Below are 12861 nucleotides of genomic sequence, written 5' to 3'. Positions count from 1 at the left end.
AAAATTTAGATTTAAGCTATTGTTAACCCCACCGACGGTCAAGAAATCTATTTGGTTAATCAATACTTTCCGTCGCAGTGTGGTAAAGATCGGACAGGCCTGGTCTGAAAGAACAAAGGCTTAGCCAGGTCGACTTGGCCCACTGGCCGTGTACAGCCTGGCTAAGCTTGCCTTGTCTGGCGATTTGGAGTGGTCGATGCGGGTGATCTCTCAGGCGTGTGCCGCAGCCTTGCTCTGGAGCTCTCTAGGCGCCGGATTCGCGCAAAGCCCCGCTGCCTCAGAGACCACGATCGAACGTTCAGTTCGGACCCAGGCTAACCGAGACACCCAAATCGGCATCTACCTCAACGTGTTGCCTGACTGCACGTCGGGACCGCTGCCGACCATTCGCCTGGTCAGCCCTCCGGCCGCCGGAAAGGTTGTGGTCAAGTCTGGGAAAGCGAAAGCAACCAACTACAAGGCCTGCCTGGCGCTCGAGGTGCCCGCTTACGTTGTCTTCTACAAGGCACCGCCCGAGTTTGTCGGCGATGACACCCTGACCATCGAGGTCAAGTATCAGGGCGGACGTACCGAAATTCAGAAGTTTACCGTCAAGGTCAGTGCCCCAGGGGGGCAGCAAAAAATCTGATCGCGCCACAGGCGACGGAATTGTCCAAGCCCGAACCAAGTGTGCCTTGATGATAAAGGATCGGGCGATAGACACCCGCGTCAGAGCGGCTCGCCCTCGTCCAGCTCCAGTTGACGCCCTTGCGAGACGTCTCCTCGTTCGGCCGTCGGCTGGCCAGGCGAAGCACTGCCCTCATGGCAATCGCTGATTCGGCGGGCGACCACCCGGTCGGTCCTCGGTGCCTGACCAACATTGATTTTGTTGACTTCAGTGTAGGCTTCGTCGCTGAGAACCGTAATGACGGTGCTGACCGGCCCCATATAGTCGCATCTGTTGGAAAAGATGTACTTGTTGCTGATCTTCTCCGGCTTCGAAGAATGACAGCTTCCAACGGAAGGGGATGCGAACGTAGCTTTCATCGCCTGAGTTGGATCGACGCATCGGGTCATCTCGCGCTCAAGCAGCTTTTGCCGAACGTTTGAGGATGTGACGATTTCCAACGTCCGCACGAAACGCCACATCCCCTTTCGAAAGGTCGGTCCGCCAAAGCTCTCGTCCGCTGCCGCGCCGTGCGAGGCAAGCAAGGACACGGAGAAGGCGATCGTGGCGCAAAGGGAGCGTGCGAAAATCTTCGACCGCCCGAAGCCGTCACCGGAGATCATTTATCGATTCCCTATCGGCTGCACTGCGGGGGTTGCGCGGCTCCGGATCGAAGCCTGCGCTTGCTTTGGTACGGCATCATTCCATGCCACTTCGTGTTAAGTTGAAGTAAATGCTTGCCGCATGGTTAAAGTTTCTCGACGGTCGAATTCTCGGCGTCGGATGAGCGGGGAACGACACCGGCAGCGCGGCGTCTCGCGGCAGGCCGAAGAAACTCTCGTCCCAAAGGAGCGGCCCAGAACCTTGCGGCCGCCCCCTCTTAAGCGACGACCTGACGGCTGATTGTCGGGCAGATCCCCGGGCTAGTGGTCCAGGTGCGATGGGGTCAACTCTTCCGAATTGACCGCCGCGCCGTCGTCGCAATCGCCGATCCTCGTCGCCACCACCAGGTCGGTTTTGGGATGCTCGCCAGTCGTGACTTCGTTCAGCTCGGTATAGGCCTCGTCGCTGCGCACAGTGATGACCGTGCTGACCGCGCCCATGTAGTCGCATCGGTGCCCAAATGTATATTTGTTACCGACCTTTTCAGGCTTGTCCGAGACGCAGCTTCCGACAGATCCCGAGGAGAAGGTGGCCTTCATCGCTTGGGTTGGGTCGACGCAGCGCGTCATCTCCTTGTCGATGATCCGAGACTTCACGTTCTTGTTGACGCCTCTCACGACATCGAGCGTTCTAACAAAGCGCCACAAGCCCTTGCGGAAGCTGGGGCCAGAGAAGGATTGATCGTCTTGACTGGAGCGAACCGCGCTTTCCTTGCCGTTCTGCGGCCGAGGAAGAGATGACGTCTGTGCGTGAGCCTCAGCCGATAGCGCCGCGACGATCGTCAACGTCAGCAGCATGCATGCGATGCCATTCCGGAAGATCATTCCCACCCCCAAATGGTATTCCGAACCGCATGCGATGCAGTTCGGACCAAGCCCTTAACGAAGTCCCCACGAAGATGATTCGGCATCTCCTCACCAGTTGCAGGCCAATTGTGGCGAGTAAAGGCGTGGCGCCGCAGTGAAGCCGGAGCAGATCTGATTCCGATTCACTGCAGCAAAGTTGCAACACCTGGCCGCTCCGGCCAACGGCTCGAGGTCCGCCGTTGCAGCCAATGTCCCAGCAACTCTAATTGACACGCCAAGTCGGCTCCACAAAACGCAGGGTTAGCTGCCGGACCGTCGACGCCGGACCAGCCGTCCGGTATGCCTCCGGGTGGTCCCTGCTCCGTGGCACGGCCAGGCCGAATGCTTGCAACAGGCAGGCCGACAATCTTGCGGGCCGCGCCGGACGGGTTTGACCTTGGGGGATATTTTTGCTCATCTAAAGCGAGATATTTCTGTTCAATTACTTTCCCTATCGCTGACGAGGGCGGCTCTGATGCATATTCGGTTTGGCTACACCGTTGCTGGCGTTCTGGCATTGGCTGCGACGCTGTTTTGCAATTCTCGGCCGGGGGCTGCCGCCGATCTCGGCCTGATGACGTCGGAACCGGCGTCGGTCGGCAACTGTTCGGGGATCGTCTTCACCTGCGAGAATGGCCGTCGGTACCCGCTATGCCCGCATGCGGTAAGCGTGGAAGGTGAGGTGGTCACGGCCTCACTTCGCACCGGTCATCACAGCGGCGTACGCGTGCGGCTCGTTCCGATGGGGGTCGGCTATCGCTACGCCGGTCACGGCATCTGGCTGGACGGATTCCGGGAAAACGCGTTGCTCAATTTCGGAAAGCACCGCCAGGTGGCGTGCACCATCGCGCATTAGCGCGCATGCCCGCGTCAGCTCGGTCGGCGCGACGCGGGCCCAATCATCCGGAAGGTCGTCCTCACCCCTTGGTGCGAAGCACCGCGCGTGACGCGCGCGGATACATATAAGCCTTGGGGTAGACGTACACGGGACAATAGTCCTGCCACTGATACAGCTGCCAATTCCATTTCCAGCAGCCTGATTCAATCTGAGGCTCGCTCCAGTAGTCGAGCCGGTAAGGCGGATCACCAAACGGATACTCTCCGCATCGCGCCGCAGTCGATGAAAGAACCACAATTGAAGCCGCGGTGGCAATGATCGCACAAAATGACTTATGCATAACGCCCTCGATCAGATGACGTGTCGAGTCCAAGAGTGCCAAATCGGGGGGAGCTTATCAAGGTGCAGCCCGCTCCCAACGCATCCTTATATTACTGATTGCAGCTCGAGCCTCTCCTCCGGTGCTGGGCCGGCCGCAAAGATTCGGTCCGCTTTGCGTCGTTATTATTTCTGCCGGGCACAAGCACTGACCGCTTTCGCTCCGCTCGATCAGCGACTGGACGAGCACGCTGAGCTCCCTCAAGGCAGAAGTGCAGTCGGTTAGCCGAAGCGGCGGCGCTCATGAGCGATCGCCTTCATCGCTGGCGAAGGCCGCCGTCGTCCGTCCGGATCGTCTTGTATCTCATAGTCATGCGGCAGCCGCCGATGGTTTTACACGCCCGCCGTTCGCTCATCCCGTGGGCATCCATGAGATGGGCGACAGCTTTCCGCTCAGTCGCGGACGTCACCATTTCTTTCCCAGCAAATCCTTCAGCGCGACATTGTCGAGCATGGCATCCGCCAGCAACCGCTTCAGCCGCGTGTTCTCATCCTCCAGTGCCTTCAGCCGTTTGGCCTCTGACACCTCCATACCGCCGAACTTCGCCCTCCATTTGTAGATGCTGGCGTCGCTGACGCCGTGCTTGCGGCACAGGTCGGCGACCGAAACGCCGGCCTCGTGCTCCTTCAAAATCAAGATGATCTGCTCTTCCGAAAAGCGGCTGCGCTTCACGCTCTGGTCCTTGTCGTCGGCCAGAACGAACTTCTGGCTGGATTAAGCCTGTGGGGCAAGGTCAAGGCGACCATAATGCAGAGGCATTTCGCACGCGACGTGGCCACGTTCAGGCGGTTCGCGCGGCTTCCTTCCCTGCACTGTCGATCCAACTTGCCTTGCTGCTGAGGATTTCATCGACGAGCCTATTGATCTCGTCTGCCTCTTCGGGGTAGAGTCGGGGAAGGGCGCGGTAGCTTGGGCCATTCGGCAACGCCCCGTTTCCCTTCCTCGCTCATCAAACCGGACGTGCGGAGCTACCGCATCCGGCTTTCCGACTGGCTTCAGTGCAAGGCCCACGGCGGCGGTCCCAAGTGGACGCGTCGGAGGTGCAAGACCCCGAGCGCGCCAAACACAGCCTCTCGCGGGAAGAGGCGGGTGCCACGCGACGGCACCTTGTGACGTCGGACCAGGAATCCGCGGACCCGTTCGTACACATGGTTATCGACGGTCCGGTACGCCGGTTTCCGAGTGCCGTAGCCGAAGTACGTGCTCCAGCCTCGCAACAAGCGATTGAGCCGGTCACGCACGTCAAGCCAGCACCCGGTGTTGCCGGGGACCAGGATATCGCTCACCTTGGCTTTGAGCCGCTGAACACTCTTCTTGGACGGGCTCGCGCCCAGATACCAATGGCCATCTTTCCGGTACCGATGCGGCCCGAAGCTATAACCAAGGAAGTCGAAGCTCTCGCGCCGGGCATCCTTCACCGAGGTTTTCGCCTCGTTGAGCGTCAGCCCGAGTTTCGTCATCACCGCTTTCGTCCACGCCAGAGCCTCGTGCGCATAGCCGCGGCTGAGGATGACGAAGTCGTCGGCGTACGAGACGATGTGGGCGCGGAAGGCTTCGCCGCGTCCGGTCAATCGCCAATGCTTCAGGAACCGGTTCATATAGATGACGGAGAGCAGCGGGCTTGCAACACCGCCTTGCGGTGTGCCGCGCTTGCTGTTCTTGCCGCCACTCATGCGCCGCTTCCCGTTGCCGTCCCGCTCCTCGACCGGCGCTTGCAGCCACAGCTTGATCAGCCACAGCACATGCCGGTCAACGATGCGTCGGGCCACCGATTTGAGGAGGTCCGAATGCGGGATCGTGTCGAAATATTTCGACAAATCGGCGTCAACCACGTCGGTATAGCCCCGGCAAATCAGCCGGTGCGTTTCCTTGATCGCATCGACCGCGCTGCGACGCGGACGATAGCCATAAGCACTGTCCTCGAAGTCCGCTTCGAATATCGGTTCCAACACGAGTTTGGCGGCAGTCTGAATGACGCGACAGCGGATCGTGGGAATGCCGAGCGCGCGCTCGCCTCCCCCGGGCTTCGGGATCATCACCCGCCGCACCGGATCGGGTCGGTACGTCTTCGAAACGAGGTCCTCGCGCAGCCCCGCTAACCATGCTTCCACGCCCGACGCCTCGATCTGCTCAAAGGTCACCCCGTCAACACCAGGCGCACCCGCATTGGCACGGGCCAGCGCGTAGGCGTGGCGCAGAATGTCCTCACGGCAGATCTTGTCGTAGAGCAAATAGAAGCGGTAGGCAGGCTCCGCCTTCGCCTTGCAATAGAGCTTTCTCTGAAGGGTCCTGATCCTTTCAGGCGTTTCGAGGCTCATCGCCAATCACCTGTTTCCTCACCGTCTTTGAAAGCACACCAGAAGTCAGGGACCTTCCCTCCGCCGGCATTACCCGGTTTCAACGGTACCGCGTCCCTGTCCGACTCCCGCTGCAGGCCGCCGCCAATTGCGACGTTGAAGACGCGACCTCCGCCCGCTGCGGGTCTCCCCCGATTACCCGCATCGCCCTTCCAGCGTGCCGAGTCCACTACCCCGGCGGATCAAACAGGTGCGCACGTCGATTGCTTCCCTATCCACACGGCCTTCCCCGTATCTCAGGCGGGTCGGCATCCGCATCTTCACTTTCGAGGCCTGCTCAGACTTCACTCATATTACGGCCCGCTGGATTGCTCGACCGCCCAAGGCGGCCTTTGTCACGAGGCTTCGAACCGGCCGGTTACCCGACCGATCCGCTCGTCAGCTACCAGATCAATCGACAACTATCTGGGTGGAATCCTCCTCCACTGGTGATGCGCGCCGTCGGGGCGCACTGAGAAATGCGGGCTAGCAGGGAGCCGGATGGAGCCAACGGGTCGCGCGAATGCGCGCCCGATGACAGGCTCCGCGCAATCCGGGTCGGCTCCGCCCGCGGATCGACGTGCCCCCGGATTTCGCTTCGCTTCATCCGAGCTACGCCTCTGTCTCATCTGGGCTAACCGCCGGCCCATCCTTCGAGGCGCGCCGAAGCCGGCGCGCACCTCAGGATGATGCCTACCCGAACCTTCGTTTACGCCACTCGATCAGCTTGGCGCTGACTTCGTCCGGCTTTTCCTGCTGCGTCCAATGGCCGCTGTCCCGCACCAGGTATTTCTCGAGGTCCGGCACCAGCCTCTCCATGCCGTCGGCGGCCGACGGCGGCAGCACCGCGTCGTTCTCGGCCATGATCATCAGCGCCGGCACCCGCACATGATGATCAAGGCCGGCCGAACGTTCCCAGTTGCGGGTGAAGTTGCGATACCAGTTGATACCGCCGGTGAAGCCGGTCTTCGTGAAGGTATCGACGAACACCTTCTTCTCCTCCGCCGACAAGATCGGCGTGCGCGGATCATGTCTGGCGTCGTAGTTCGCGATCATCTGCGGAAACGCGAGGTTGAGCCGGGCCGACGCGCCGACGCCGGCAATCGGCTGCTCCTCCGGCGTGCCCGGAGGACGCGTCACGGGCTTGCGCATGAATGCGTCGAAAGTCTGCTCGACGCGGCTGCCGAAGATGCGGTCCGGCTCGCGTGCCGGATCCTGGAACTGGACGATATACATCTGGTCGCCGAAGCGCTGGCGGAACAGCGCGATCGGATCCATCGGCGCACGATCCCAATGCGGCGTGTTGACGCCGACCACGCCGGCGACCCGCGACGGATGCCGGAGCGGCATTTGCCAGACGACGAACCCGCCCCAGTCGTGACCGACGAAGATCGCCTTGTCGATCTTGAGATGATCGAGCAGGCCGACGAGGTCCCCGGTCAGATGCTCCATGTCATAGGCCTCGACCGGCTCCGGCCGGTCGGTCGCGCCATAGCCGCGCTGGTCCGGTGCGATCACGCGGATGCCGGCCACGCCCAGCGCCTTGATCTGGTGGCGCCAGGAAAAGGCAAGCTCCGGCCAGCCATGGCACAGCACCACCGGCGGGGTGTCGGTCTTGGGGCCTGCCTCGTAGAACCCCATGCGGATGCCGTTGGTCTCGGCGAACTGCAGCTGCGGCATTTCAATCATTGAGAGCCCCTCCTATTCGGCTGCGCCCTTGATGTCCGCAGGCGAAGGCGCGAACGCCGCCTCGAGTGCATCGAACTCGAGCGGCAGCATGTCGCACAAAACCTGCACGTGGGGAATGATGTTGGCACCCACGATGAAGCCGAAATCAAGCTGATCGCGGTAGCTCTGCACGGTGATGTTCAGTGCGACCCCGTGGGTCGAGATCGAGACCGGGAAGATGTGCAACAGCTCGGCGCCGGCGGCGTACAGCGTCTGCCGCGGCCCAGGTACGTTCGAGACCGTGATGTTGACCGCCGGCGGCAGCACGTTGGAAAGATCCGAGCGGCTGTACAGCAGCGACAGGACCTGGACCAGGATCGGTGCGCCCAGCAATGAGATGTTGGAAACCTGCGGTACCAGGGCGCGCAGCGGATGCGACATTTCCTTGGATTTGGTGGATTGCGCGATGATGGTCTCCAGCCGCTTCCTGGGGTCTTCGATATCGGTCGCGATCGAGCAGATCATGCCGAACACCTGGTTATTGGATTCGGCGTTGCCCTCCTCGCGCAGCGAGATCGGCACTCCCGCGGTCAGCGACTTGTTCGGCAGTGCGCCCTGGCTGATCAAATAACGCCGCACCACGCCGGAAGAGAGCGCGAGCACGACATCGTTGAGCTTGCCGCCGGACGCCTTCGCCACCGCCTTGGCCCGCGACAGCGAGATCGAGGTCCCGGCGAAACTGCGTTCAGACGAGATCGCCTTGTTTAGGATAGTCGGCGGCGAGGACATCGCCTGCAGGCTCTCGCGCGACCTGGGATCGGCGATCTTGGCGACGACATCAGACAGGCTCTTCAGCACGGTGGGCATGCTGCCGGCGAACTTCACCGCGTTCTCGATCTGGAACATGGCGTTGTCGAACAGGATCGAGCCGAGGTCGCTCTTGCCCGAGCGCGGCAGCTCCAGGCTCTTCTGTGCCGCGGCCGCCGCCTCGAAGGGCTGGGTCCAGAGCTGCTGATAAGCGTCGAGCAGATTGGCGGCGATGTCACGCGGCTCCTGCGCGACCTTTTTCGCGCTCGGCGGATCGACCTGCCGCGGCACCGGCGTCACGTCGTAGATCATGCTGGTCAGCGCAGCTCCCGCGCCGCCGTCGATGCAGGCGTGATGCATCTTGGAATAAAGCCCGATCTCGTTGTCCTTCATGCCCTCGAACACGTAGAACTCCCAGAGCGGACGGGCGCGGTTCAACAGCTTGGCGTGCATCCAGCCAACGATGCGCTCGAGCGTCGCGCGGTCGCGCGGCTCGGGCAGGCTGGCGCGGAAGATGTGGCGGTCGATGTCGAACTGGTCATCCTCGACCCAGGACGGATGATCGATGTCGAGCGGCGCCTTCTGCAGGCGCGCCTTCAGGATCGGCGCGATGTGCAGCCGCGAGGCGAGCATCGCCTTGAATTCCTCGAAGAAGTCGCCCTTGTAATCCTCAGGCAGGCGGAAGATCGCCATGCTGCCGACATGCATCGGCATCTCCGGCGTTTCCAGATAGAGAAACGATGCGTCCAGCGAGGACAGCTTCCTGGCGTCGCCCATGGTTTCCTCCCGAGAGCAAGAACTCATGCGGGCGCCCTGGCGGCGCTTCTTGTTGTCCGGTCAGGATAGTGCCTGTTCCGCGGGCCCATAGGCAATGGCAAAGGGGCCGGACCGGTCAAAATGACGGAATTCGCCTTCCGGCTGCGCCAGGCGGTCGGCGAGCGCCCACAGCGCGGCCGGATTGACGCCGAGCCCGATATGGCTCGCGAAATGCACCTCGATGTTCTCCGCCGTCGCCGACAGCCGCACCCGGCTGGTCCGCCAGTTCACGATGCCGTCGGTGCGGGAATAAATCGAGGTCGTAGGCACCGGCATGTCGCCGGCGATCGCCGCGCGAATTTCGGGGATGTCGTCCACCGCCTCGCCGGACAACAGCTCATAGAGGCGCGTCGCGTTTGTCGCACGAATGTCATCGGCAAACGGGCTGCCCAGCGTGATAATGGAGCGCACCAGCTCCGGCATCTGCACCGCGAGATCGCGCGCATAGACGCCGCCCAGACTCCAGCCGACGATCGAGACCTTGCGCCCGGACGCCTCGTGAATCCGCTTCAGGAGGTCGCGCAACGCGCTCCGCCTAGTGGCGATGCCGCCGAAATTGCGGCCCATGTTCCAGGCATAGGCGTCATAGCCGAGTTCCTTCAGATAGCGCCGCATCGGCGCCATCGAAAGGTCGCTGGCGAGGAAGCCCGGCAGCGTCAGGACCGGATGGCCGTCGCCTCTCGGCGCCTGCATCAAGAGCGGCGACAGCAACAGGCTGGAATTGAATTCGAGCACGCCGCGCGCTTCGGCCAGCATCAGGAACAGGCTCGGTGGGCGCAACCGGCGTCCGGCCACATCGGCGCTCCTGTCCATGGCGGCCACTATTTCTTGTCTTTCTTGCCCATGCCGCCAAGGCCAGCCATCGCCACGAACATGTCCTGGAAGCGCTCGGCGAGCTTGGGATCGAAGGTAAACCAGCTTTGCATCAGCGATTCCGGCGAGATCTTCTCGATATTCGACAGCATCTGCTGCTGCAGCTTGTCCATGACGGCGGTCTGCATCGGCGCCACGTCGGGCAGACCGAAGAACTGCCGCGCTTCGAGGGGCGTGCAATCTACCTCGACATTGACCTTCATATCCGCCTCCTCACATGCGCCTGATCTGCATCAGTATCACCGCGACAGGGTGAGTCATGCAAGCGACCACAACCTGCCGGAGGCCCCAGTCGGCCTCAATCATCCGTTATGGTCAACCAAACCGCTCCGCGGCAAATGGACCGGTATCTGCGAACGGCGCCTCGCCGGTCATCATCTCCGCGAGCAGCCGGCCGGTGACCGGTCCAAGCGTCAAGCCACGATGCTGATGGCCGAAAGCCCAGATGCCGCGGCGACCGAACAGGGCGGCATAGGCCTTGGCGAGCCCGCCGGGATCCGGAACGAAGCCCGGCGTCGGCAGATACACCCCGCCCGCGAACGCGCCGGTCAGCTGCGGCTCGCGCCGCGATCGCCTTGGCGTCGAGCACCTCATTGTCGACGCCGTAATCCCGTGCGCGCGTGACCTCGTGCACCGCCTTGGCCAGCGACGCCTCGGAGCGATACAGCTTCAGCCAGCCGGTCTTGCGCAGCAGACGCGGCACGCCCGCCTCCGCGACCAGCGCCTCATGCTCGATGAGGCTCTGCCTGATCAACGCAGCTCGGCATGCGCGCTGGCGAGCGCCCGCGGCGGCGACGAAGCGAGGTAGTAACGAAATAGCCACGGCAGGAAATCCGGCAGGTCGACGACGCGGTAGCGCATGTGCGGCGTGCAGGTCAGCGCGTAGTTGAGGATCTCGCCGACGTCGCGCGGAAACATGTAGGGGAAGATCGATGCGTATTCGACGATGCCGGCATTGCCGAAGCTCGTCTCTTCGCCCGCGACATTGTGACGATCGATCAGGGCCACGTCGCGGCCCCGTTTTTGCAAGTGCAAAGCGGCACTGACGCCGACCATTCCTGCTCCCAGGATCACAGTGTCGGCCTTCAATTCCGCCATCCGGCACTCCGAAAGTTGAATGTCGCGCGCTCGCGGCTACCCCTTATCCTGAAATCCTAGTCATTGCGGCGCACCCGCGCAAACCGGCTAACCCTTTGAGAAATCGCGCTTGCGTGGGCAGCAAACTCTGGCAACATGCACCACAATATCAGCCGGACGTCAGCAACCGGCAGACAATAACGGGGGAATAGAATTACATGTCGGTACGTTGGCGTTTGTTTGCGGCGACAGCCGTCGCATTTCTCGTTTGTGCCCTGCCGGCATCAGCCCAGACCTTGCGCTACGCCAATCAGGGCGAGCTCAAATCGCTGGATCCCTATACGCTGAAAGAAACCACGACCATCGCGCATCATGCCCATGTCTATGAAGGACTGATCGCGCGCGACAAGGACCTGAAGATCATCCCGGCGCTGGCGGAAAGCTGGGAGAATCTGAGCCCGACCAAATGGCGCTTCCATTTGCGCAAGGGCGTGAAATTCCACAATGGCGACCCCTTCACCGCGGACGACGTGCTGTTCTCCGCCGATCGCGTCCGCGCCAAGGGCTCCAACTTCCTCAGCAACGTTCCGGCCGATGCCAAGTTCACCAAGGTCGACGACTACACCGTCGACGTGACGCTGGATTCGCCCAATCCCATCCTGATCTCGCAATGGGATAGCTGGTACATCATGGACAAGAAGTGGTGCGAGGAGAACAGCTCCGTCGCGCCGACTCCGGCGTCCGCGACCACGCCGAGCTACGCCTCGCTGCACGAGAACGGCACCGGTCCCTTCATGATCGAGAGCCACCAGCCCGGCGTAAAGACCGTCTTCAAGGTGTTCCCGGGCTACTGGCGCAAGCCGGAGCATAACCTCAAGGAGATCATCTTCACGCCGATCGCCTCCGACGCCACGCGCGTCGCCGCGCTGCTCTCCGGCGAGGTCGACGTGATCGAGCCGGTTCCGATCCAGGACATCCAACGCGTCAATTCAAGCGGCACCGCCAAGGTGCTGACCGGGCCGGAAATCCGAACCATCTTCATCGGTATGGACGAGTCGCGCGACGAACTCCTGTACTCGAACGTCAAGGGCAAGAATCCGTTCAAGGACATCCGCGTCCGCGAGGCGTTCTACAAGACGATCGACGTCGATCTGATCAAGTCCCGCGTCATGCGGGGCATGTCGACCCCCTCGGTGCTGATGATCGCCCCCCAGCTCTACCCGCTGTCGAATGAGTTCACCCGGCCGAAGGTCGATCCGGAGGGCGCCAAGAAGCTGTTGGCCGAGGCCGGCTATCCGAGCGGCTTCGAGGTCACGATGGATTGCCCGAACGACCGCTACGTCAACGACGCCGCGATCTGCCAGGCGGTGGTCGGCATGCTCGCCCGCATCGGCGTCAAGGTGAATTTGCTGGCGCAGCCGAAGGCACAATATTTCGCCAAGGTCCTGAAACCCGGCGGCTACCAGACCTCGTTGTTTCTGCTTGGCTGGACGCCGGCAACGTCCGATTCCCACAACGTGCTGCACGACATCCTCGGCTGCCGCAACGATCCGAAGGATCCGACCCGCGGCGAGGCCAATCTCGGCGGCTACTGCAACAAGGAGGTCGACGCGCTCGCCGACAACATCCTGGTCGAGACCGACAACGCCAAGCGCGACCAGCTGATCAAGCAGGCCTACGACATTGTCATCAGGGACTACGGCTACATTCCGCTGCACCAGCAGTCGCTGGCCTGGGGCGTCTCGAACAAGGTCAAGCTGACCCAGCGTGCGGACAACCAGGTCCTGCTCTATTGGGCGACCAAACAGGGTGATTGAGTGCGCCTTGCCAAGTGGGTCCCGAAAGCGCCTGCTTCCGGGACTTCTCGCTTTCCGGCCGCGCAACGCCGCGCGCCAAGCTTGAAAAGCAGTGAA

10 protein-coding genes and 2 pseudogenes are annotated in these 12861 nt (G+C 62.0%); 3 read left to right on the top strand and 9 right to left on the bottom strand.

Annotated elements, in window-relative coordinates; all coding sequences use genetic code 11:
* Nucleotides 1-196: 196 nt before the first annotated feature.
* A complete protein-coding gene (locus MTX19_RS12455; RefSeq protein ID WP_280985988.1) occupies nucleotides 197-628 on the top strand; it encodes a hypothetical protein in 432 nt (143 codons plus the stop codon).
* Nucleotides 629-708: 80 nt separating this feature from the next.
* Here the strand turns inward: MTX19_RS12455 and MTX19_RS12450 are convergent, their stop codons facing one another.
* A complete protein-coding gene (locus tag MTX19_RS12450) occupies nucleotides 709-1269 on the bottom strand; it encodes a hypothetical protein (protein ID WP_280983849.1) in 561 nt (186 codons plus the stop codon).
* Nucleotides 1270-1569: 300 nt separating this feature from the next.
* On the bottom strand, nucleotides 1570-2133 hold the full coding sequence (locus tag MTX19_RS12445; protein ID WP_280985987.1) for a DUF3617 family protein: 564 nt from the start codon (nucleotides 2131-2133) through the stop codon (nucleotides 1570-1572).
* A gap of 418 nt (nucleotides 2134-2551) precedes the next feature.
* On the opposite strand from MTX19_RS12445, the gene MTX19_RS12440 reads away from it, so the two are divergent.
* Nucleotides 2552-3010: a hypothetical protein gene (locus tag MTX19_RS12440; protein ID WP_280983847.1), complete on the top strand. Its 459-nt coding sequence runs from the start codon at nucleotides 2552-2554 to the stop codon at nucleotides 3008-3010.
* Between the two features lie 572 nt (nucleotides 3011-3582).
* On the opposite strand, the pseudogene MTX19_RS12435 reads toward MTX19_RS12440, so the two are convergent.
* From MTX19_RS12435 to MTX19_RS12405, 7 genes and pseudogenes are all read right to left on the bottom strand, one after another.
* Nucleotides 3583-4043, bottom strand: a pseudogene (locus MTX19_RS12435) (transposase); the annotation flags it as partial.
* 323 nt (nucleotides 4044-4366) lie between these two features.
* Nucleotides 4367-5689 carry a group II intron reverse transcriptase/maturase gene (gene ltrA / locus MTX19_RS12430; RefSeq protein WP_280980119.1) on the bottom strand — a complete coding sequence of 441 codons (1323 nt, stop codon included), beginning with the start codon at nucleotides 5687-5689 and terminating at the stop codon, nucleotides 4367-4369.
* Nucleotides 5690-6400: 711 nt separating this feature from the next.
* Nucleotides 6401-7396, bottom strand: a complete 996-nt coding sequence (locus MTX19_RS12425; protein ID WP_280983846.1) for an alpha/beta hydrolase — start codon at nucleotides 7394-7396, stop codon at nucleotides 6401-6403.
* A 12-nt stretch (nucleotides 7397-7408) separates the two neighbouring features.
* Complete coding sequence (locus MTX19_RS12420; RefSeq protein ID WP_280983845.1) at nucleotides 7409-8959, bottom strand: wax ester/triacylglycerol synthase family O-acyltransferase; 1551 nt, start codon at nucleotides 8957-8959, stop codon at nucleotides 7409-7411.
* 60 nt (nucleotides 8960-9019) lie between these two features.
* Nucleotides 9020-9811 (bottom strand): alpha/beta hydrolase, encoded by a 792-nt coding sequence (locus tag MTX19_RS12415; protein WP_280983844.1) that lies wholly within the window; start codon nucleotides 9809-9811, stop codon nucleotides 9020-9022.
* An 8-nt stretch (nucleotides 9812-9819) separates the two neighbouring features.
* Nucleotides 9820-10074: a DUF6489 family protein gene (locus MTX19_RS12410; RefSeq protein WP_280976740.1), complete on the bottom strand. Its 255-nt coding sequence runs from the start codon at nucleotides 10072-10074 to the stop codon at nucleotides 9820-9822.
* A gap of 112 nt (nucleotides 10075-10186) precedes the next feature.
* Nucleotides 10187-10969 (bottom strand): annotated as a pseudogene (locus tag MTX19_RS12405) (FAD-dependent oxidoreductase).
* Nucleotides 10970-11166: 197 nt separating this feature from the next.
* Here MTX19_RS12405 and MTX19_RS12400 point away from each other — a divergent pair.
* Nucleotides 11167-12765 carry an ABC transporter substrate-binding protein gene (locus MTX19_RS12400; protein ID WP_280983843.1) on the top strand — a complete coding sequence of 533 codons (1599 nt, stop codon included), beginning with the start codon at nucleotides 11167-11169 and terminating at the stop codon, nucleotides 12763-12765.
* Nucleotides 12766-12861: the final 96 nt, after the last annotated feature.

Origin of the sequence: Bradyrhizobium sp. ISRA464 (assembly GCF_029910095.1) — a bacterium.
Classification (GTDB): Bacteria; Pseudomonadota; Alphaproteobacteria; order Rhizobiales; family Xanthobacteraceae; genus Bradyrhizobium.
The sequence above is the reverse complement of the archived record's forward strand: the minus strand, read 5'-3'. Positions and strand labels throughout refer to the sequence as shown.

What these genes read in the sequence shown, in the direction of transcription:
- MTX19_RS12425 (WP_280983846.1), bottom strand. Translation starts at nt 7,396, where the DNA reads ATGATTGAAATGCCGCAGCTGCAGTTCGCCGAGACCAACGGCATCCGC.
- MTX19_RS12450 (WP_280983849.1), bottom strand. Translation starts at nt 1,269, where the DNA reads ATGATCTCCGGTGACGGCTTCGGGCGGTCGAAGATTTTCGCACGCTCC.
- MTX19_RS12415 (WP_280983844.1), bottom strand. Translation starts at nt 9,811, where the DNA reads ATGGACAGGAGCGCCGATGTGGCCGGACGCCGGTTGCGCCCACCGAGC.
- MTX19_RS12455 (WP_280985988.1), top strand. Translation starts at nt 197, where the DNA reads ATGCGGGTGATCTCTCAGGCGTGTGCCGCAGCCTTGCTCTGGAGCTCT.
- MTX19_RS12445 (WP_280985987.1), bottom strand. Translation starts at nt 2,133, where the DNA reads ATGATCTTCCGGAATGGCATCGCATGCATGCTGCTGACGTTGACGATC.
- MTX19_RS12410 (WP_280976740.1), bottom strand. Translation starts at nt 10,074, where the DNA reads ATGAAGGTCAATGTCGAGGTAGATTGCACGCCCCTCGAAGCGCGGCAG.
- ltrA (WP_280980119.1), bottom strand. Translation starts at nt 5,689, where the DNA reads ATGAGCCTCGAAACGCCTGAAAGGATCAGGACCCTTCAGAGAAAGCTC.
- MTX19_RS12400 (WP_280983843.1), top strand. Translation starts at nt 11,167, where the DNA reads ATGTCGGTACGTTGGCGTTTGTTTGCGGCGACAGCCGTCGCATTTCTC.
- MTX19_RS12420 (WP_280983845.1), bottom strand. Translation starts at nt 8,959, where the DNA reads ATGGGCGACGCCAGGAAGCTGTCCTCGCTGGACGCATCGTTTCTCTAT.